General features: G+C 49.9%; 20 protein-coding genes. 10 read left to right on the top strand and 10 right to left on the bottom strand.

Translation table 11 applies throughout. The features are described 5' to 3' along the window. The first annotated feature begins 50 nt into the window (after positions 1–50). The 3 genes from C8R14_RS04715 (at position 51) to C8R14_RS04725 (ending at position 1,628) form a co-directional block, all read left to right on the top strand. Positions 51–362 carry a S1 RNA-binding domain-containing protein gene (locus C8R14_RS04715; protein WP_011633778.1) on the top strand — a complete coding sequence of 104 codons (312 nt, stop codon included), beginning with the start codon at positions 51–53 and terminating at the stop codon, positions 360–362. A 10-nt stretch (positions 363–372) separates the two neighbouring features. Beyond that, positions 373–1,179: a class I SAM-dependent methyltransferase gene (locus C8R14_RS04720; protein WP_011633779.1), complete on the top strand. Its 807-nt coding sequence runs from the start codon at positions 373–375 to the stop codon at positions 1,177–1,179. Between the two features lie 122 nt (positions 1,180–1,301). Then, positions 1,302–1,628: a hypothetical protein gene (locus tag C8R14_RS04725; RefSeq protein ID WP_107818325.1), complete on the top strand. Its 327-nt coding sequence runs from the start codon at positions 1,302–1,304 to the stop codon at positions 1,626–1,628. A 141-nt stretch (positions 1,629–1,769) separates the two neighbouring features. Here C8R14_RS04725 and C8R14_RS04730 read toward each other — a convergent pair whose 3' ends face one another. The 5 genes from C8R14_RS04730 to pmbA form a co-directional block, all read right to left on the bottom strand. Further along, on the bottom strand, positions 1,770–2,558 hold the full coding sequence (locus C8R14_RS04730) for an arylamine N-acetyltransferase family protein (protein ID WP_041353690.1): 789 nt from the start codon (positions 2,556–2,558) through the stop codon (positions 1,770–1,772). Between the two features lie 131 nt (positions 2,559–2,689). Next, positions 2,690–3,604, bottom strand: a complete 915-nt coding sequence (locus C8R14_RS04735) for a DMT family transporter (protein ID WP_011633782.1) — start codon at positions 3,602–3,604, stop codon at positions 2,690–2,692. An 87-nt stretch (positions 3,605–3,691) separates the two neighbouring features. After that, positions 3,692–4,975, bottom strand: a complete 1,284-nt coding sequence (locus C8R14_RS04740) for a TRAP transporter large permease (RefSeq protein WP_011633783.1) — start codon at positions 4,973–4,975, stop codon at positions 3,692–3,694. Positions 4,976–5,057: 82 nt separating this feature from the next. Further along, the gene (locus C8R14_RS04745; protein ID WP_011633784.1) at positions 5,058–5,612 is read right to left on the bottom strand and encodes a TRAP transporter small permease subunit; all 555 of its coding nucleotides are present in this window, start codon (positions 5,610–5,612) and stop codon (positions 5,058–5,060) included. A 74-nt stretch (positions 5,613–5,686) separates the two neighbouring features. Beyond that, positions 5,687–7,051, bottom strand: coding sequence for a metalloprotease PmbA (gene pmbA / locus C8R14_RS04750; protein WP_011633785.1), 1,365 nt, complete (start codon positions 7,049–7,051; stop codon positions 5,687–5,689). 245 nt (positions 7,052–7,296) lie between these two features. Here pmbA and yjgA point away from each other — a divergent pair, with 245 nt between their 5' ends. From yjgA to C8R14_RS04770, 4 genes are all read left to right on the top strand, one after another. Next, positions 7,297–7,827: a ribosome biogenesis factor YjgA gene (yjgA, locus tag C8R14_RS04755; protein ID WP_011633786.1), complete on the top strand. Its 531-nt coding sequence runs from the start codon at positions 7,297–7,299 to the stop codon at positions 7,825–7,827. A gap of 213 nt (positions 7,828–8,040) precedes the next feature. Beyond that, on the top strand, positions 8,041–8,370 hold the full coding sequence (locus tag C8R14_RS04760) for a hypothetical protein (protein WP_240142196.1): 330 nt from the start codon (positions 8,041–8,043) through the stop codon (positions 8,368–8,370). Between the two features lie 24 nt (positions 8,371–8,394). Then, a complete protein-coding gene (locus tag C8R14_RS04765; RefSeq protein WP_011633788.1) occupies positions 8,395–9,168 on the top strand; it encodes an exodeoxyribonuclease III in 774 nt (257 codons plus the stop codon). Next, on the top strand, positions 9,165–10,559 hold the full coding sequence (locus tag C8R14_RS04770; RefSeq protein ID WP_011633789.1) for an AmpG family muropeptide MFS transporter: 1,395 nt from the start codon (positions 9,165–9,167) through the stop codon (positions 10,557–10,559). Before C8R14_RS04765 ends, C8R14_RS04770 begins: the two co-directional genes overlap by 4 nt. A 190-nt stretch (positions 10,560–10,749) precedes the next feature. Here the strand turns inward: C8R14_RS04770 and C8R14_RS04775 are convergent, their stop codons facing one another. The 5 genes from C8R14_RS04775 to C8R14_RS04795 all read right to left on the bottom strand — a co-directional run bounded on the left by C8R14_RS04775 (position 10,750) and on the right by C8R14_RS04795 (position 15,355). Beyond that, positions 10,750–11,034, bottom strand: coding sequence for a DDE transposase family protein (locus tag C8R14_RS04775; protein WP_011633790.1), 285 nt, complete (start codon positions 11,032–11,034; stop codon positions 10,750–10,752). A gap of 201 nt (positions 11,035–11,235) precedes the next feature. Beyond that, a complete protein-coding gene (locus C8R14_RS04780; RefSeq protein ID WP_011633791.1) occupies positions 11,236–11,586 on the bottom strand; it encodes a cytochrome o ubiquinol oxidase subunit IV in 351 nt (116 codons plus the stop codon). Then, positions 11,583–12,254, bottom strand: a complete 672-nt coding sequence (locus C8R14_RS04785; RefSeq protein ID WP_011633792.1) for a cytochrome c oxidase subunit 3 — start codon at positions 12,252–12,254, stop codon at positions 11,583–11,585. The genes C8R14_RS04780 and C8R14_RS04785 overlap by 4 nt, the downstream gene beginning before the upstream one ends. Then, entirely contained in the window at positions 12,251–14,362 is a 2,112-nt protein-coding gene (locus tag C8R14_RS04790) for a cbb3-type cytochrome c oxidase subunit I (protein WP_011633793.1), read from the bottom strand. The genes C8R14_RS04785 and C8R14_RS04790 overlap by 4 nt, the downstream gene beginning before the upstream one ends. A gap of 3 nt (positions 14,363–14,365) precedes the next feature. Then, positions 14,366–15,355: a cytochrome ubiquinol oxidase subunit II family protein gene (locus tag C8R14_RS04795; RefSeq protein WP_160803458.1), complete on the bottom strand. Its 990-nt coding sequence runs from the start codon at positions 15,353–15,355 to the stop codon at positions 14,366–14,368. A 264-nt stretch (positions 15,356–15,619) separates the two neighbouring features. Here C8R14_RS04795 and galU point away from each other — a divergent pair, with 264 nt between their 5' ends. The 3 genes from galU (at position 15,620) to C8R14_RS04810 (ending at position 18,782) form a co-directional block, all read left to right on the top strand. Next, positions 15,620–16,507, top strand: a complete 888-nt coding sequence (galU, locus tag C8R14_RS04800) for a UTP--glucose-1-phosphate uridylyltransferase GalU (protein ID WP_011633795.1) — start codon at positions 15,620–15,622, stop codon at positions 16,505–16,507. Positions 16,508–16,678: 171 nt separating this feature from the next. Further along, the gene (locus C8R14_RS04805; protein WP_256201559.1) at positions 16,679–17,404 is read left to right on the top strand and encodes a baeRF3 domain-containing protein; all 726 of its coding nucleotides are present in this window, start codon (positions 16,679–16,681) and stop codon (positions 17,402–17,404) included. A 19-nt stretch (positions 17,405–17,423) separates the two neighbouring features. Continuing rightward, the gene (locus C8R14_RS04810) at positions 17,424–18,782 is read left to right on the top strand and encodes an NAD-dependent succinate-semialdehyde dehydrogenase (RefSeq protein WP_011633797.1); all 1,359 of its coding nucleotides are present in this window, start codon (positions 17,424–17,426) and stop codon (positions 18,780–18,782) included. The last annotated feature ends 27 nt before the right edge of the window (positions 18,783–18,809 follow it).

Below are 18,809 nucleotides of genomic sequence, written 5' to 3' on the forward strand. Positions count from 1 at the left end.
CAAACACAAACAAAAAAAAGCCCGCAATTACGCGGGCTTAGCGGCATTTCATGCCATCAGGTGCCTGGCTGTGCCAGACGCGGAATCATTCCCACCAGATTGTTAAGCCAGGACAGATCGTCAAAGTCAAGGTGCTGGCAGTGGATACCGTACGTCAGCGTATCAGTCTAACCATGCGGATTGATGATGTGCCTGAAGCAACCGAACAGCCTAAAATACATACAGTACATAAAGAAACAGGTAAAGACAACCGCCAGCCCCGGCGTGCTTCTCGTCAACCACAGGTTGCATCCAGAGTAGATAAATCCACATCTGTCAGTGCACTGGCTCTTGCACTGGCGCGGGCGAGGGAAAAGAAATAAAGCTGGATCTATGAGAGAAAAGATAACTTATACGCATGGATACCACGATTCAGTGCTGCACTCGCATAGAAATCGTACTGTCGAAAACTCTGTTGGCTATATTAAAGACAGGATTATCCCCGGGAAAAATTTACTCGATATTGGGTCTGGTGCTGGCACTATTACCGTTGATTTTGCCAGACGGTTAGCGCCTGGCCAGGTTACTGCTGTAGAAATAACTGCTTTAGCACTTGAGTTGACCAAAGCAGAAGTTGAGCGGCAGCATCTGGAAAATGTGAATTTTTTGGTTGGTGATGCCACCACGCTGGGGTTACCCGACAATAGCTTCGATATAGTACATGCGCACCAGGTCCTGCAGCATGTGGGCAATCCTGTACAGGCGCTCCGTGAAATGAGGCGTATCTGTAAGCCTGATGGAATCGTGGCAGTTCGGGATAGTGATTATGGTGGGTTTATCTGGTACCCCATGATTCCTGCACTTGATCAATGGATGAAATACTATCAGGAGGTGACCCGAAGTAACGGTGGAGAGCCTGATGCTGGTCGCTATTTACTCTCTTGGGCGCAACAAGCCGGGTTTACAGAAATCAAATCAACCTCCAGTACTTGGTGTTTATCCACTCCGGGTAGTCGTGCCTGGTGGGGTAGTATGTGGGCAGATCGAATTTTGAAATCGGACATAGCTGATCAGCTTCGTAATGACGGCATTGCAACAGAACAGGATCTTGAGTGCATAGCACAGGCCTGGCTGGCCTGGGCTGCCAAAGAGGACAGTTGGATGTCCATTGTCCATGGAGAAATAGTTTGTTGCCCTTGAATTACCAAAAAATTTCTTTCAGGAGACTTACGTCTCCGATATGCGCTCAATCACGCAGTACGGACAAGAAATTATGCGACTATAAATTGACAGAGTTATTGATCAGTATCAGACATTACAGCATGTTGCGTTTTGCAATATTGACCATTTACTTTGCGGTGTCTGGTGGGCTGTTAGTTAAATTTTTCGATTCTGGTTTCTCTCAACATTATCCTGAATTGCTCTGGTTATTTCAGGTTGGCGGGGGAACTGTCACCATTGCATTTTTCATATATGAAATTGTTCTGGATGATAATTTAAGAAGGTTATGGAAATCTGTTGCCGCGACTGTCAGAAAAAAGGATGATGTCTTGTTAAGCCATCGCCAGTGCTGGAAAAACATTTTGGTTCCGGTTGCAACGTATGGAATTTTTATTGGGACACTCGTTTTCTGGCTAGGTATCGCTTAGGAACACTATCCCTGTAATTAATTGTGCATTGGAGTGTGCATGGTGAAATCCATGTTTCACGGAAGGTGTATCGCAGCACATCATTGATGGTGATAAGGAGATTTAGTCTACAAAGCCACCATGATAATAACCGGTTTGCCATTATTCTTCCGGCCAGCGTATGGCAAACTGTTCCAGTAGAATATTCTTCAATTTATCGGATGGAACATGGTGCGCTATTACGCGACCATCTGGATGACGATGCCTGAATTCTCCATCCAGTAGTGAAAGACGTCCACCATTGGGCAGAGCGCGCGCAGCCATGATCTGTTTTGTAAAACTGGATTCCGGATATGTGCTGGTGTACCAGTTGGCTACTTTCTGATCGCTGGCTGGCATTTCTTCACCCCAGAATTCGTATATGTCCAGCCAGTGGTTATCTGTCCAAACCTGATGAAACCAGCGCCCAGCCTCATGCATCAGCCGGCGGCGATCATGCAATGTATCCTGCTCCAGATTTTCCTGCCACAGCAGAGCCTGTGTCAGCGAATAGCCACCTACACCAACATCGGTCAGCCATTGCTGACCACCCAGCTCGACGCTGATAAACAGGTGGGTACGTGCTGGCATCTCCAAACGATCGGTTACTCGCAGGCGTACCCGTGCCGCCAGCGGTCGTGCCTTGAACCCAAGTTGTAAGAGAATCTGTAGAAACAGACCATTTTGCTCGAAACAGTATCCGCCGCGCTTTGCCAGAACCAGTTTATTAAACAGAGCTTCTGTTTCCAGATGGATCGGTTTTTTCAGAAATACATCTAGATTTTCAAATGGTATCGTCTGCGTATGTGCGCGAGTCAAAGCATGCAATACCTCCAGTGTATTTTCTACCGCACCCTGATAGCCAATCCGTTCGAAGTATTGTGATAAACAGACAGGTGGTTCTTTGTTCATTTTTGATAAAAATCGGTGTATCATAAAGAAAAAATGTGCTGGCCTGACAGCAGGAACTGGTTTCTGGTAACAATACTCAGCCTGGTTGAAGTATGCTCGGAGAAGCCATCCTGTAAAAATACCGGAAATGCTTACAGATTGGTATCGGTTATGACTGCTGGCCTGATCCCGCTGTACTTTACCTGAGCATGCTTGCCAAGCGCGACGATCACAACTACGAGTGTAGCCACCAGCCAGGTGGTGAGGTCCGCACGCTCTCCCAATAGCAATACTGATGCAATAATGGTTAGAAATGGCTGCAATAGCTGGGTCTGGCTGACTTTTGAGATTCCACCCAAAGCGAGCCCGTGATACCAGGGAAAGAAGCCGAGATATTGGCTGATGACCGTGAGATAAATAAATCCAATCCAGGATTCCATAGGTAGGTTCAACGTGGTAGGCGCGTAAAGTACGGTCGGGATGATTAGGACGGGAAAGGAAAAAACCAGCGCCCATGAAATCACCTGAGGCCCGCCTAACGATTTGGATAGCCTCGCGCCTTCTGCATAACTGACGCTGGCACAAATCACTGACCCGAAAAGCGCGAGGTCGGCCAGATGAAGCTTGCCACCAGCCTGATTCAGTGAATAGCCGACTACCACTGCCGCGCCTATCAGTGCAAATAGCCAGAATTTGCCAGATGGGCGCTCGCCTGAAAACAGGGCGGCTGCAACTGCGGTTGCCAGTGGAAAGATGCCGAGAACAACGCCACCATGTGACGCATCAACATAACAAATTGCCCAGGCAGCTAGTAATGGAAAGCCAATCACCGCGCCGAGAGCCACAATTACCAGGCCTTTCACCTCTTCGCGGGTTGGCAGGCGCTGGCGGGTGAGCCATAGAAAAATAGCCGCCAGCAAAGCAGCCCCCGCCCCCCGGCCAAGTGCTACAAAAACCGGGTCAAGTGCAGTAACTGCTGCGCGCATGGCTGGCAGTGTGAGTGCAAAGAAAACTACAGCAATAAATCCATAGAAATAGCCAAGATTCTCGTTACGCGTGTTTGTCATGAAGATCTCGATCAAGATAGGAAGAAGTTCCGGGATGACAGATCTACACCCCGGTGCATGCACTTGTCTGGTGGTTATTCGGAGAGATCAGACAAGTTTGATCAACCCCGGGTAAAGCGCTACCAGTGCCAATGTCAATATCTGCAGCAGGATGAACGGGATAACACCCCGGTAAATATCAAGAGTGGTGATGGATGGCGGTGCAACACCCCGCAGGTAGAATAATGAAAATCCAACTGGCGGAGTGAGGAAAGAAGTTTGTAGATTGAGCGCGACCAAAATACCAAACCAGAGTGGATCAATTCCCAGCTTGATCAGTAGAGGGGTGATCATGGGAATAAAAATATAGGCGATTTCAACAAAATCGAGAAAAAATCCCAGCAAGAAGATGATTAACATCATCAGCAGAATGAATCCCCATTTACCGCCTGGTAAATGGGGCAACAGTAGTTCGGCCGCTTCATCACCACCGGTATAGGTAAACACCATTGAAAAGAATGTAGCACCTGCCAGGATGGTAAATACCATGGTTGTGATCTTAGTGGTTTCCATGGCAACCTGGTGCAGCATGCTGATTTTGAACTTTCCGTTCAGCATGGCCAGAATGATTGCACCGACCGATCCCATCGCAGCTGACTCAGTCGGCGTGGCAATACCAATGATAACTGTTCCCAGTACAATTATGACCAGGGACAAAGCCGGGATGATTGTTTTGAAGGCGTGCCAATATTGCTTGATGAGGGAGCCACTTTTGTTGGGTATAGGAGGGGCTGCTTCTTTTCTGAACCAGGCAAGTATCAGGCAATAAATGATATAAATGACGACCAGCAGCAGGCCAGGTACCAGTGCCGCTCGGAAAAAACTGCCGACCGGCCTTTGTAGTACGTCGCCCATGATAATCAGCACAATCGAAGGGGGAATAATTTGCCCCAACGTGCCCGATGCGCAAATTACCCCGGTAGCCAGCCGCTTGTCATAACCGTATTTCAGCATGATAGGCAGGGCGATCAATCCCATGGTAATGACTGAAGCGCCTACCACGCCGGTGGCCGCTGCCAGCAGCATCCCTACGATGACAGTTGATACCGCCAGACCACCCCGGATACGACCAAACAGGGAACCCATCGATTCCAGCATACTTTCCGCAATGCCGGATTTTTCCAGGATCAGCCCCATGAAAATGAACAGTGGTACCGCCATCAGGGTGACACTGGTCATGATTGAATGCATGCGCTCGGCGACCATCAGGAACAGATGCAATCCCTCGAAATACAGGCCATAGAAAAGTGCTACGCCACCAAAAGTAAAAGCAACCGGAAAGCCGAAAGCCAGCATGATCAGGCAAACCAGGAACATGGACAGCGCAATCATTTGGCAATGGCTCTGGTGAATATTCTGTCTGAGAGTGACAGAATGGCGGTCAGAAAAACTATCCGGACAAGGCTTGACAAGATCATGATTCTTTCTGCTGTGGGGCGGCGTAATCAGTCAGAGGTGGGTTATGTTTTTCCGCCAGCAGCCGCAGATTACGCAAGATTTCTGCCAGTGACTGAATCAGTACCAGACCATAGCCAATTGGTAGTAATGCCTTGAATGCAAAGCGGTAGGGCAGCCCGCCAGGATCGCTGGATGTTTCCTGTAACTGATAGGAATAACTGACGAAATCCCAGGAGCTGTAGAGAATTAGCGTACACATGGGGATGACAAAAATAAGATAACCGCAGATATCGATGATTGCTTTGCGGCGTGGTTTCAGATGGGCGTAAATGATATCTACCCGTACATTGGCGTCTTCTCGCACAACGTAAGCGGCACCCAGCAGGAATATTGCTGCGAACAGGTGCCATTCCAGTTCCTGCATGGCGATTGAGCCGCCGTGAAAAAAGTAGCGTGTGATGACATCAGTGAACACCACGCCGATCATTAGCACGCACAGCCAGCCTGCCAGCCAGCCTGTTGCGCCGGAAATCCTGTTAATCAGGCGTTCCAGTTTGCATAAGATTTCCACTTTGAATCCTTTCAAGGGGATGGGACAGTCGTTGATTTTCCAGTGGTTCTGGCGATATTTTATGTGCTGATAGCTTAATGTCCTGCGATGATCATGCGTTCAATCAGCAGCGAACCACAGTGGCGTGAGCCGCGCACGATGATATCGTCACCAACGGCAACAATACCGGACAACATTTCCTTCAGATTTCCGGCAATAGTGATCTCCTCAACGGGGTAGCTGATCTCACCGTTTTCCACCCAAAATCCGGCGGCGCCCTGGGAATAATCTCCAGTGACGAGGTTGACACCATGGCCAAGCAATTCAGTAACCAGTAACCCTTTATTCATTTTTTTCAGTAGAGCATCGAACGGCAGTGATACATCGTTTTCCAGGATCAGATTATGATTGCCACCGGCATTACCAGTGGAACGCATACCAAGTTTACGCGCTGTGTAGCTGCCCAGAAAATACCCTTGCACGATACCGTTTTCCACCACCTTGCGCGGATGAGTCGCCACCCCTTCATCGTCAAACGCACAGCTTGCCAGACCTTTTGGCAGGTGCGGCAACTCACTGATCTGAATGGTTGCAGGAAATACCTGTTTGCCGATGCTGTCCAGCAGAAAGGAGGATTTGCGATAAAGGCTGCTGCCACTGATTGCCTTGACAAAATACCCCAGCAGACCGGAAGAAATAGTTGATTCAAACAGCACCGGCACTTCGCAGGTAGCAATTTTTCTGGCACCGAGGCGTGCCAGGGTGCGCATACCGGCTTTTTGGCCTATTTCCTCAATGGCTTCGAGATCGCTGGCCGCACGCGCAACGCTGTACCAGTAATCGCGCTGCATGTTATTTTGTTCCCCGGCAATGACCGCGCAGCTGATGCTATGGCGAGATAGTGGATAACCCGCATTGAAGCCATGACTGTTGGCATATACAAACCGGGAAGCACCGGCCGATACACTTGCGCCTTCCGAATTGGTGATACGTTTATCTGTTGCCAGTGCTGCGGCTTCACACCGGCGTGCCAGCTCAATGGCTGTTTCAACAGACAGTGACCACGGGTGATAGAGATCAAGGTCAGGGAAAGAAGTCGCCAGCAGATCCTTGTCAGCGAGTCCCGCATAAATATCGTCAGCCGTGTATCGGGCAATCGACAGAGCGGCAGAGATGGTTTCGCGAATGGCCTGTGGAGAAAAATCCGAGCTGCTAGCATTGCCCCGCTTATGTCCAATATGAACGGTGACAGATAGCCCTTTGTCGCGTGTATATTCAATAGTCTCCACTTCCCCCTGGCGCACGGTGACGTTCTGGCCAGAGCCATCGGAAACATGCATCTCGCATGCGTCGGCACCTCCTTTTTTGGCAAGTGTTAGCACATCATTTGCAATTTGCTGCAGGGTCTCGTAGGGGTAGGTGAATGGCTGCAGCGGTTCCGGATAATTAGAATTATTCATGTAATTGGGTTGGAGACGGTTTATCAGAGCATTGAAAACAGATCCGTTTTCAGATCAGGGCTGATCCGGCCGAAAACGGAACAAAAGAAGAATGATCGTTACAGCTACAGGTTGCTTAGTGATGATCGAAGGTGGTTTTGAATCCATCCATGTGGCATGGACATTACTCTTCAGTGTGCCATGCTTATTACTAAGGTTCCCTAAAGCGGGTTATGATACCAGTTTCTTGACTGTTCCCGATACGTGTGACTGTGCCCAACCATCAGCAGGATATTTCCGACTCCGACCTTGAATCCCGGCCGAGTAAGACCCGTCTTAAACAAGAAATGCATGCTTTGCAGGTGCTGGGTGAGCGGCTGGTTGAGCTTGAACCGGCCAGAATAACCGAGTTGGATCTGCCAGAAAAACTGACAGACGCACTGCTTGAAGCCCGCAGAATAACCAGTCATGGTGCGCGTCGCCGCCAGATGCAATTTATTGGCAAGCTGATGCGTGCAATTGATCCTGTGCCTGTTCAGGAAAAATTGGATGCGTGGCAGCATTCCAGCCTGAAGCATACTGCATGGCTGCATCAACTGGAGCGATGGCGTGATCGCCTGATCAGCGATGAGGCGGCTGTGACTGAATTCGTGCAAAGCTATCCACAAACTGATGTCCGGCAGTTGCGTACCTTGTTGCGCAATGTTGAAAAGGAAAAACTGGCAAACAAACCTCCTAAAAGTTTTCGTGCCTTGTTTCAACTATTGCGACAGATTATTCCGGAAATATCGGCGTAGGTGTGTCATTGGGCTGGATTGCTTGCCATGACTAAAATACCGCCTTTGCGAACATTGCAGGTGTGAAGTAATCGAGCAAGTTTTGAAAAATTATTTTTAAAATTGCTGAAAATGAGCGAAAAATTCGGATTTGTCTATTGATTTGAAGGAGATTAGCAGATGCGGTTGAGATGGATTGTATGTTCAGTATTTTTGATGTTGATGGTTTTGCCTATGACATCATCGAGTGCCCAGCCAGCTGGCACCAATGCAATAGCGGCGAAGTGCAAAGGCTGTTTGTGCCCGGGTGATCCCTGTCAACTTTGCCGGTTGCCACCGCATACGGATGATCCGATTCCTGAAAATGAGCCAGCAACCTGTCGTGCTATTCGGGAAGCTGTTCCACCAGCGTCATTTCAACCAGGAGAAAATGAATATTTTTCTAATCTGGATAAATCGACCATGATGTGTATTCGCAGTGGTGGTGATGTCATTCCGAACACGCGCCGTGCACCAGGCTATCCGGCACGGGTTTATTGCAAACCGGATCTCACACGGCGTTGAGAATTTATTTACCACTATCATCGCATGAGAATTATCACTTTGAACCTGAACGGCCTGCGTTCAGCAGCCAGCAAAGGGCTTTTCGACTGGCTGCCTCAACAGGAGGCGGATGTAATCTGTGTGCAGGAATTAAAGGCACAGCAGAATGATATTAACGGTGTGATGCGCACACCGGATGGCTATAGTGGTTATTTTCACTGTGCTGTGAAAAAGGGTTACAGCGGGGTCGGTATTTATACCCGTCATGCACCTGATCAGATTGTGGAGGGAACCGGTATTGCGGAAATCGATGCAGAAGGGCGCTTTTTAAGAGTGGATTTCGGAAATCTGACGGTTATTTCAATTTATCTTCCTTCCGGCTCCAGCGGGGAACATCGCCAGGCTGCCAAATTTTTCTTTATGGAGCATTTTTTTCCTCTGTTGCAATCATTGGCGGAAGGTGGTCGCGAAGTGCTGCTGTGCGGGGATTGGAATATTGCGCATAAGGAAATTGATCTCAAAAACTGGCGTTCCAACCAGAAAAATTCTGGATTTTTACCGGAAGAACGCGCCTGGCTGTCTACTGTATTTGACGAGTTAAAACTGGTGGATGTGTTCCGCACAATCAATCCGGAGCCGGATCAATATACCTGGTGGTCCAATCGCGGTCAGGCGTGGGCAAAGAATGTCGGCTGGCGAATAGACTACCAGATTGCTACACCGGGTCTGGCGAGCACAGCAACGGGGGCATCAATTTATAAAACAGAACGTTTTTCCGACCACGCTCCTCTGCTCATCGATTACGACTTCAATCCATGAAATTGGATGCATGCATCGGCTGGTTGCATGCGCTGCGTATCTATACTCACCCGAGAGTACTGGGCATGCTGGTGCTTGGGTTTTCTGCGGGCTTGCCGCTGCTGCTGGTATTGGGCACGTTATCGTTCTGGCTGCGTGAAGCGGGTATTGACCGGACAACCATCGGTCATTTGAGCTGGGTGGGCCTGGCCTATGGCTTCAAGTGGGCCTGGGCGCCGCTGGTGGATCGGATGCCGTTACCGCTGCTCACTCGCTGGCTGGGACGCCGCCGCGCCTGGCTGTTTTTGTCACAGCTTTTGATTGGTGGTGCGTTGATCGGTATGGCCAATACTGATCCGGCTGGAGATTTATCGCGCGTGGTGATTTTTGCACTGATCGTGGCTTTCGCTTCGGCTACCCAGGATATTGCGCTGGATGCCTACCGGATCGAGGCAGTTGCCTTGCGGTTACAGGGTGCGATGGCGGCAACCTATCAGGCGGGTTATCGTCTGGCGATGATTCTGGCTTCAGCGGGAGTGCTGTGGATTGCCGCAGCATTTGATGTTTCCCCGGGAGAATATAGCGCCTTATCCTGGCAAATAGCATATTTATTCATGGCGGGTTGCATGCTGATCGGGGTCATTGCCACGTTGATCATCCGTGAACCGGATGTGCCAGTTGGTCAGTCAGCTATTGTGGATGAAATACAGGTAAAGGTAGCGCTTGCCGGTTTGCACCCGGATGGATTGCCAGCTCGGCTGCTTGCCTGGCTGTATGGTGCAATGATTGCGCCGTTTCGTGATTTTATCGTGCGCTATGGCTACCACGCACTGCTGATTCTGGCGTTGATTGCCATGTACCGGATTTCAGATGTAGTGATGGGTATCATGAGTAACCCGTTTTATGTGGACATGGGCTATACCAAGGACGAAGTGGCCACGATTTCCAAAGTGTACGGCGTGCTGATGACCATTCTGGGTGCCGGGATCGGCGGTGTGCTGATTGCGAAAACCGGTGTGATCCGTACCCTGTTTTTGGGGGCGGTACTGTCCGCAGCCACCAACCTGCTGTTTGTGTGGCTGGCGGGCAGAGGCCATGATGTCGGCGGACTGATATTCACTATTTCAGCCGACAATCTTTCAGCAGGCATAGCCTCCGCCGCTTTTGTTACTTATCTTTCAGGGCTGACACACACCGCCTATTCGGCCACCCAGTATGCACTGTTCAGTTCAATCATGCTGCTGCTACCAAAATTTATCGCCGGTTTCAGCGGCGAATTTGTTGATGCTTACGGCTACGCGGTATTTTTCACCGGTACTGCTCTGCTAGGCGTACCGGTATTGCTGTTAGTGTGGAAAGTGGGGCAAATTGACCATGCTGGATCAGTGAAAAATAACTTGCGAAAAGAGTAGGTAAATAGCCAGCCTTCCGGTCATAGATAGTCTGGGCAATTTGGGTTTGGGTTTGGGTATCCATGGCATCAATCGTGGCGATGCAGCCCTCAAGAGCCAGCGTCTGCGGCAACGACGGCATCTGGGCCGAGCGTCGGCAGAATGCTGCCAACCCAGCGACGGGGTGCTACCTTAAATTCCTCCAGGCAGATCAGCCAGAAGAGACGGTCCAAGGTGTCGTGTAGAGGGTGAGCTTGAGATACTGTCGAAGCCAATCCAGCTTCTCGTTCGCCCAGGCCAGTATCTCATTGATCGTAATTACCAGCACTTTAACCAGATCATGCCGACTTTTCCGCTGCCGAGGATCCGTGATTGATACAAAAACATCTGCCAGACGCAGCTTGCCTTCCGTCTCTATAGGATACCCAAAAAACAGAAAACTACACAAATCAACCTTCTGTGAACAAAGATTTTGTAGCTGATTAATCGTAAACATCTATTTCAGACAGTCAACAACATTGGCATTCGTACGATTACCCTGCATTGGAGAATATGACCCCGTAAAAATTTGAGAAAAGTGCTTAACTATGTGGTCGACTATTGCTTGGCAGGAACAGTTTTCACCGGCGTTGCTATTGAAGTGTGAGAGACAGTTGTTATCGACAAGCAAATAGTAGGCCTGCATGACAATCGACTGCTATATGGGTGTCATGCGCTCAGCAAGATTAGCCATAATCCAGATGGTGCCAGCCACCATGATGATCAACAGCGAAGTAGAAAACAGGACCAATAACAGATCCTCACGCTTGCGTTTGCGGTCAAGGTGCAGGAAGTAGCGAAAGTGCACCACGGTCTGCACCAATGCCAGCACCGCGATAGTTATTAACAACGGGTCACGTGCCATGGCTTGCCACTGTACCAGCGCAAAGGGTACCAGCGTGAGGCCAAGCGCTAGACCAAACCCCCACATGTAAGACATGAAATCACGCCGCTCATTGGCCCTGAGCGCGTTGGTCGCGGATGTCCGGGTAACAATAGGTTCACTCATGCCAATCCCGCCAGATAAACTACTGAAAAAATAAAGATCCAGACAATGTCCAGAAAATGCCAGAACAGTGCCAATCTGAGTAGCCCCAGCTTGGTCTCGCTATCCAGGCCATGAACGGCGATTTGCCCCAGCATGCAAACCAGCCAAATGCAACCTGCCATCACATGCAAGCCGTGCAGCGGCACGAGACCAAAGAAGCCCGATAAAAAGCCGCTTTGCGTGGGCAGGCCGCCGGCAGCAAACATGGCGCGAAAATCATTCAGTTCCATCCCCAGGAAAACTACGCCAAGCACCAGTGTGATCAGCAGCCAGCCGACCAAGCGTGATGTCGGGTGTTTGTATTTCATGGCGATTGACGCCATACCGAACGTAAAGCTGCTCGTCAGCAACAGCAGTGTTTCAATGAAGATGGGACCCAAGTGGTACAGTTCGCGCGGGCCAGGGCTGTCTGCAGTGCCATGCAGCAAGGTGGCGTAGGTAGCAAAAGCCATTCCGAAAATAATGGCGTCGCTCATCAGGAATACCCAGAAACCAAACACAGTTGCTTCGGCCTGGGTGTGCGCATCCGAGTGTTCGACCCCGAGGTTCAGGCCCGGGTAGATAAAAATCTCCTTGTTCTGGCGTGCGTCAAGGTAAAACTCCAAGCGCTTGAAAAGCTCTGAGATCATGTGGGCACCTCTACGGTTTCAATCGCGGCACGCCCTTTGTTCGCGGCCGTGTGCTCTTGGCTGCGCTTGATCGGCAGCGCCAAGCGTGCAGCCTGGATCCAGTGCTGATGCGTCCGGCAGACAGCTTCTGCCGGGATGATTTTAAGTGTGTCACGCTGAAAGCCGCGCATCACCAGGGTGCCAATCGTTATCAATCCTGTCAGGATTACGAGCCACCAGATTTGCCATACCAGCCCGAATGCTAACAAGAAGCTAGTGCCGCCAAATACTGGACCCATTGCGCTGTTCTGCGGTATTTCGATATTGACGTATGCATCGGGTTCCTGATAGCCGACGCCAAATTCCTTGGCGGCGGTAAAAGCATCACGATCGTTGATACTTGGAACAACTGGGAAATTGTACTCCGGCGGGGGCGCTGATGTAGCCCATTCAAGGCTGCGACCGTTCCATGGATCGCCCACAAAAACGCGGTTTTTTTCACGATACTTGATTGAAACCCACAGCTGAATTACAAGCGCCATGAGCGCTGCTGCAACCAGTAGAGCACCTACAAATGCAACGATTTCCAGTGGTACGTAGCTAGCCTGTTCGTAGGCAACACTGCGGCGTGGCAACCCCATCAAGCCCAGAATGTACAGCGGGAAGAATGCACCCATCCAGCCAAAAATCCAGCAGTATGCGGAAATTCTTCCCCAACGTTCATCCAGGCGAAACCCGAATGCTTTGGGAAACCAGAAGGTATAACCCGCCAGCATGCCAAACAGTACGCCTGGTACGACCATATTATGAAAATGTGCCACCAGAAAAACCGTGTTGTGTACTTGATAATCCAGGATGGGATTGGCCAGCATGATGCCGGTAATGCCGCCAATCACGAACAGAAAGATGAACGCCAACGAATAAATCATGGGTACACTGAAGCGTATGCGACCGCGAAGCATGGTCCACATCCAGTCATAAATTTTGACTCCGGTAGGAATGCCGATCAGCATGGAGGCAATCCCGAACACCGCGTTGATATGGCCCGATTGACCCATGGTGAAGAAGTGATGCAGCCACACCAAAAATGACAGGAATGCAATCGATATGGTTGCCCACACTAACGATTTATAGCCAAACAGAACTTTACCGGAGAAGGTCGAGAAGATCTCGGAATAGACACCGAAGGCAGGCAAAATCAGAATGTAAACTTCAGGGTGACCAAAGAGCCAGAACATGTTGAGGAAATTCATCTGATTGCCGCCCAGGCCGTTGGTGAAGAAATGAAAATCGAGGTAGCGATCCAGTGCCAGCTGTAGTGTCACTACAGTAAGTGGAGGCATGGCAAAAATCATCATGATAGCGGTGCATAGCGCGGTCCAGGTAAAGAGCGGCATGTAATAAAGCTTCATGCCAGGCGCACGTTTTTTGTAAATGGTGACGGCAATGTTGATGCCGGTGAGTGTGGAGCCCAAAGAAGCCAGTGTGAGTGACCAAATCCAGTAATCAACCCCGATGCCCGGGTTGTATAAGGTTTCGGTATAGGGGGGGTAACCAAACCAGCCACCGGTAGAAAAAGCTCCGACGACAAGTGAAATCATCACCAACGCAGCACCTGCTGCAGTTAGCCACAGGCTGATGGAATTGAGTATCGGGAAAGCAACGTCGCGTGCGCCGATTTGTAGCGGTACGACATAGTTGATGAGCCCCGTGAGAAACGGCATCGCCATGAAGAAGATCATAATCGTGCCGTGCGTACTGAAAAGCTGGGCGAAGTGGTCGGATGAAAGAAAGCCGCCACCTAATCCGACTGCGCCCTGCGCGCGCATCAAAACTGCTTCGGCGATGGCACGCGTTAACATCACCAGTGCCAGCACTACATACATGATCCCAATCTTCTTGTGATCGGTGCTGGTGAGCCAGTCGAACCACAAAGTGCGCCAGGCGCGGTAGCGCGTCAGCAATGCCACCACCACCATCACGCTGATGATTACGAGCGCGGCTGCAAAACTGCCTAGAAGCCCGTTAATAAAAATATCGCTATCATCGCTGCTGAGCATGGCCAGAAACGGAAACGAATCCGCACCGAGAAGTCCTAGCGGATGATTGAAAATGGTAGACCAGCTCATAGGTTATTGACCCTTAGTGATCGCGGGCGCCAGCGCGGTTGACGGCAATGGTTTCTCATCCATGACTGATATCACTAAATCGGTGAAGAAATTAGCTTTCACGCCTGTGAAGTAAACATTACCATCGAAGGTCGGAGCTGCTGGTGCCAGCGCTGTGCTCAGCTGTGCCTTGGTTCCTTGCGTTGCAATGGCGTTCAATGCGGCTGCATCGAACGGGATTCCGGTAGCGCGGACTTGCTGCACCCAGGCATCAAAGTCTGTCAGCGTCATCGCCACAGCGACAAACTTTTGCTGGTGGAAGCCATCGCCGCTATACATGGTGTTTTCACCGAGGAAGTGGCCCGGCCGGTCGGCTTGCAGATTGAGCTGTGTGACCATGCCGCCCATGGCATAAATCTGGCTGCCTAATGCTGGAATGAAAAATGATTGCATCACCGTGGCTGAAGTCAGCTCCATGGTTAGCGGCTGCTCGGCAGGAAACGCCAGCATGCCGACGCTGGCAATGCCATGCTCAGGATAAACAAAGAGCCACTTCCAATCGTAGCCAATTACCTGGACATGGGTTGCTGGTTTACTGGACGCAAGGGTGTGATAAGGGTCAAAGCGTTCTGTATCTTCCCATACCAAGACGCTTAAAAAAAGAACAATGGCGATTGGGATGCCCCAACTGAAATATTCGAGTGGTTTGAAGATCTCCCATCGTGGCACGTATTTGGATTTGGTGGCGCCATAGCGATAGTGCCATGCAATCCACGCCGTACCGATAAACACAGGCAGCGCAATCAGAATGAAGAGGATGGCCACGACCAGCCAGAAATGTTCACTTTGAGCTGTCGCAATTGGGCCTTGTGGATTGAGGAAGCTCAAATGTTCGGCACTGTTACATCCTGAGAGCAACAAGAGTGCAACATAATGAACAGACAAAGTGCCGGTTTGTTGTAAGCCAAGGCCATGCATGTGTAGCACAGACACTGGCGTTGTGGATTTGGGCATCACTGTTCTCATTTGGCTCTGCGTCGATAATAACTACAAACTACGATCAACCAGTCCTACATTAGATACTCATGCATATTGACCAGTTCAAAAACTGGCTTGCAGTATGATTCATCTACCAGAGCAATTTATTGCTTCGTATTGATCGGAGTTCAGTTTTGTGCATCCATGTCATAACATAATATAACTATGCCGGCTTCATCATAGGAAAATTAGTACCGATCGAGTATCCTTATTTGAATTTGAACAAAATAATCTTCTATCATGAGCGTAGTAAAAAAAGCTGTATTCCCGATCGCAGGTCTTGGCACCCGCTTTCTACCTGCAACCAAGGCATCTGCCAAAGAGATGTTACCAGTCGTAGATAAACCGTTAATTCAATATGCCGTTGAAGAGGCGTATGCTGCCGGAATCCGACACATGATTTTTGTGACAGGCCGCACCAAGCGTAGCGTCGAAGATCATTTCGATACGGCCTACGAGCTGGAAAATGAGTTGGAGTTGGCAGGCAAGACCATGTTGCTGGATGTCGCTCGCGGTATTGCTCCCGATGATATGGTCTGCACCTATGTACGTCAATCCCGTGCGATGGGGCTTGGTCATGCGGTGCTGTGCTCAAAAGAGCTGGTTGGTCATGAACCCTTTGCAGTATTACTCGCTGACGATTTAATGATTGGGAAGCCTACGGTAATGGCGCAGATGGTTGAGCAATTTGCCAAAAGGCAAGCCAGCATCCTGGCTGTTCAGGATGTACCACGTGAACATACCAGGCGCTACGGAATCGTCAGCGGCCGTAGTGTGGCGCCAGACCTTGTGGACGTCAGCGGAATTATTGAGAAGCCTGCTCCAGATGTTGCGCCTACAACGCTGGCCGTTGCTGGTCGCTATGTTTTGACCCCGGGTATTTTTAAAGAGCTGGAAAACATGCCTCACGGTGTCGGTGGCGAAATTCAGCTCACTGACGGTATTGCCCGACTTTTGCAACACGAGAAGGTTTTTGCTTATCGCTACAAAGGTGTTCGTTACGATTGTGGAAGCAAGCTGGGATTTTTGCAGGCAACAGTGGATCTTGGCGAGTGCCACGATGAAGTTGGGGCCGAATTTTCAGCATGGCTGCAACAACGCGACGTACATTTGAAGGCTGATAATTAATTGTTTAAAGTGGTGTCTGGATCTGTTCTTACTAACGATGCCTGAAATGTAAGTCCTCAATTGAGGATTTACATTTCAGGCTGAATTCCATCATTTCATGATTTTATATTTTCATAAGTTATAAACTGTGGGGGTTTATTTCTGAAATTTTGTCTGAATTATATACTGATCATTGCGCGTACATCCGCACGACTGATCGAAGCATTTAAAGATCGCCCAATCCATGAATTCGGCCCGCAAACTACTTTGCAAACGGGTAATAATTTTCCGATGGAGAGCCCGTTTTCGTTCGCTGCAGAGGGATTGGATCGTGCCCAAATTCCCAATGATACAGGCTACCTCAAGGAATTCTTTAACCGCGTAGATAAAAGCTTACAGGAAATTCAGAACAATCCCGAGCGTAAACGTTTGCCGGTAATTATCGTCGGCGATGCGCGCAATGCAGCCTTTTTCAAAGAGGTTTGTGACCAGCCAACCGATATCGTCGGAGAAATCACCACTGTGCCTGATTTAAAGGTACCTGCTGAAAAAATTATTCCGGAAGTGCAGGCCATGCTGGTTGAATATCGCCTCAACCGGGCAAAAACAGCTCTGCATCATCTTACCCAGGCACGCGACGCTCATCAATTACTGACAGATTTTTCCACTATTTTCCGTGCTGTGGCCGAAGGAAATGCAGTGCGCTTGTTCGTGCGTCAAGGCTATATTCAGCCGGGCATCATTGATTTTGACCAAAAGATCGTTACTGTTCACGATGATGCTACTGCATCGGATATGACAGATGATGTGGTGGATACATTTATCGAGCTGGGCATGCAACAGGGTGGTGAAATCTGCTTTTTGTCAGCTGAGCAGCTGGGAGAAGAGAAGCCGCTCAGCTTGCAGACAAGATATTAATTGGTTTGTAGAGAGAGTCATGATTCTGACAACAAACCCTGCAACCGGAAAAATACTGCGAACGTACAGGCGCTATTCCGAAACGATGATCTTCAGTGCGCTGGAACATGCGCATGCGGCTCATCTGGCATGGCGGCAGACGCCTTTGTCTGAACGGGCAGGAGTGCTGCTGAAACTGGCAGAAGTTCTGCGAAAGAAATCTGAACAATATGCCCGGCTGATGTCAGAGGAAATGGGCAAAACCAGTCGCGCAGCACGGGCGGAAATCGAAAAATGTGCCTGGTGCTGCGAAGTGTATGCAGCTAACGCTGCAACCTGGCTGGCTGAGGAAGAGGTTGCAGCAGATGGCCGAAAACATCGTATCGTTATTGAGCCGCTGGGGGTCATTCTGGCGGTTATGCCCTGGAACTTTCCGTTCTGGCAGGCGATTCGTTTTCTGGTTCCGACACTGCTGACAGGCAATGGCGCTTTGTTGAAACATGCCGCCAATGTCACGGGATCTGCCCTGAATATTCAGGAGGCAGTAAGTGAAGCCGGGTTTCCACAAGGGCTGTTCAGCACGATTCTCGCTTCTCATGAACAGATCGAACAGATTATTGCTCATCCGTTATGTCAGGGTGTTTCACTGACTGGCAGCGCTGAAGCGGGCAAAATTATTGCTGCCACAGCCGGAAAATACCTGAAGAAAATCGTACTGGAACTGGGGGGTTCTGATCCCCTGGTTGTACTGGCGGATGCAGATATTACCGCTGCGGCAAAGGCAGCGGTAACCGGGAGATTTCAGAATAACGGGCAGAGCTGCATTGCCGCGAAGCGCATCATCGTTCTGCGGGAGGTACAGGAAGCATTTACTGCAGCGTTACTGGCTGAAGTTGAAAAACTGGTGGTGGGGGATCCGCTCGACGAAAAAACGGATATTGGTCCGCTGGTCAATGAACAGGCCGCAGAAAAAATGGAACAATTCGTGGCTGATGCACTTGCGAAAGGTGCGGTGGTACGAACAGGCGGCAAACGTCAGGGGGCTTATTTCCCGCCGACTGTGTTGACCAATGTGACTCCGGATATGAATGTACTGACCGAAGAAGTATTTGGCCCGGTCGTGCCGGTCATCGTCGCTCAATCCGTAGATGAAGCCGTTGCATTGGCTAACAGTACCCGGTTTGGCCTGGGTGCGAGCGTATGGAGTCGTGATCTGGTGTATGGCGAGCAGGTCGCACGCAAACTGGAAGCAGGCGCCGTGTTTGTCAACAGCATCACCAAATCGGATCCGCGCATGCCTTTTGGTGGCATTAAGGAAAGTGGTCTGGGGCGTGAGCTTTCCCGGTGGGGATTGAGAGAATTTGTCAATATCAAGACCATTAACGTTTATGATAGCTAGAGATAAAAACCATACAGGAGAGACTCA

The organism is Nitrosomonas eutropha (assembly GCF_003201195.1).
GTDB classification, from domain to species: Bacteria; Pseudomonadota; Gammaproteobacteria; order Burkholderiales; family Nitrosomonadaceae; genus Nitrosomonas; species Nitrosomonas eutropha.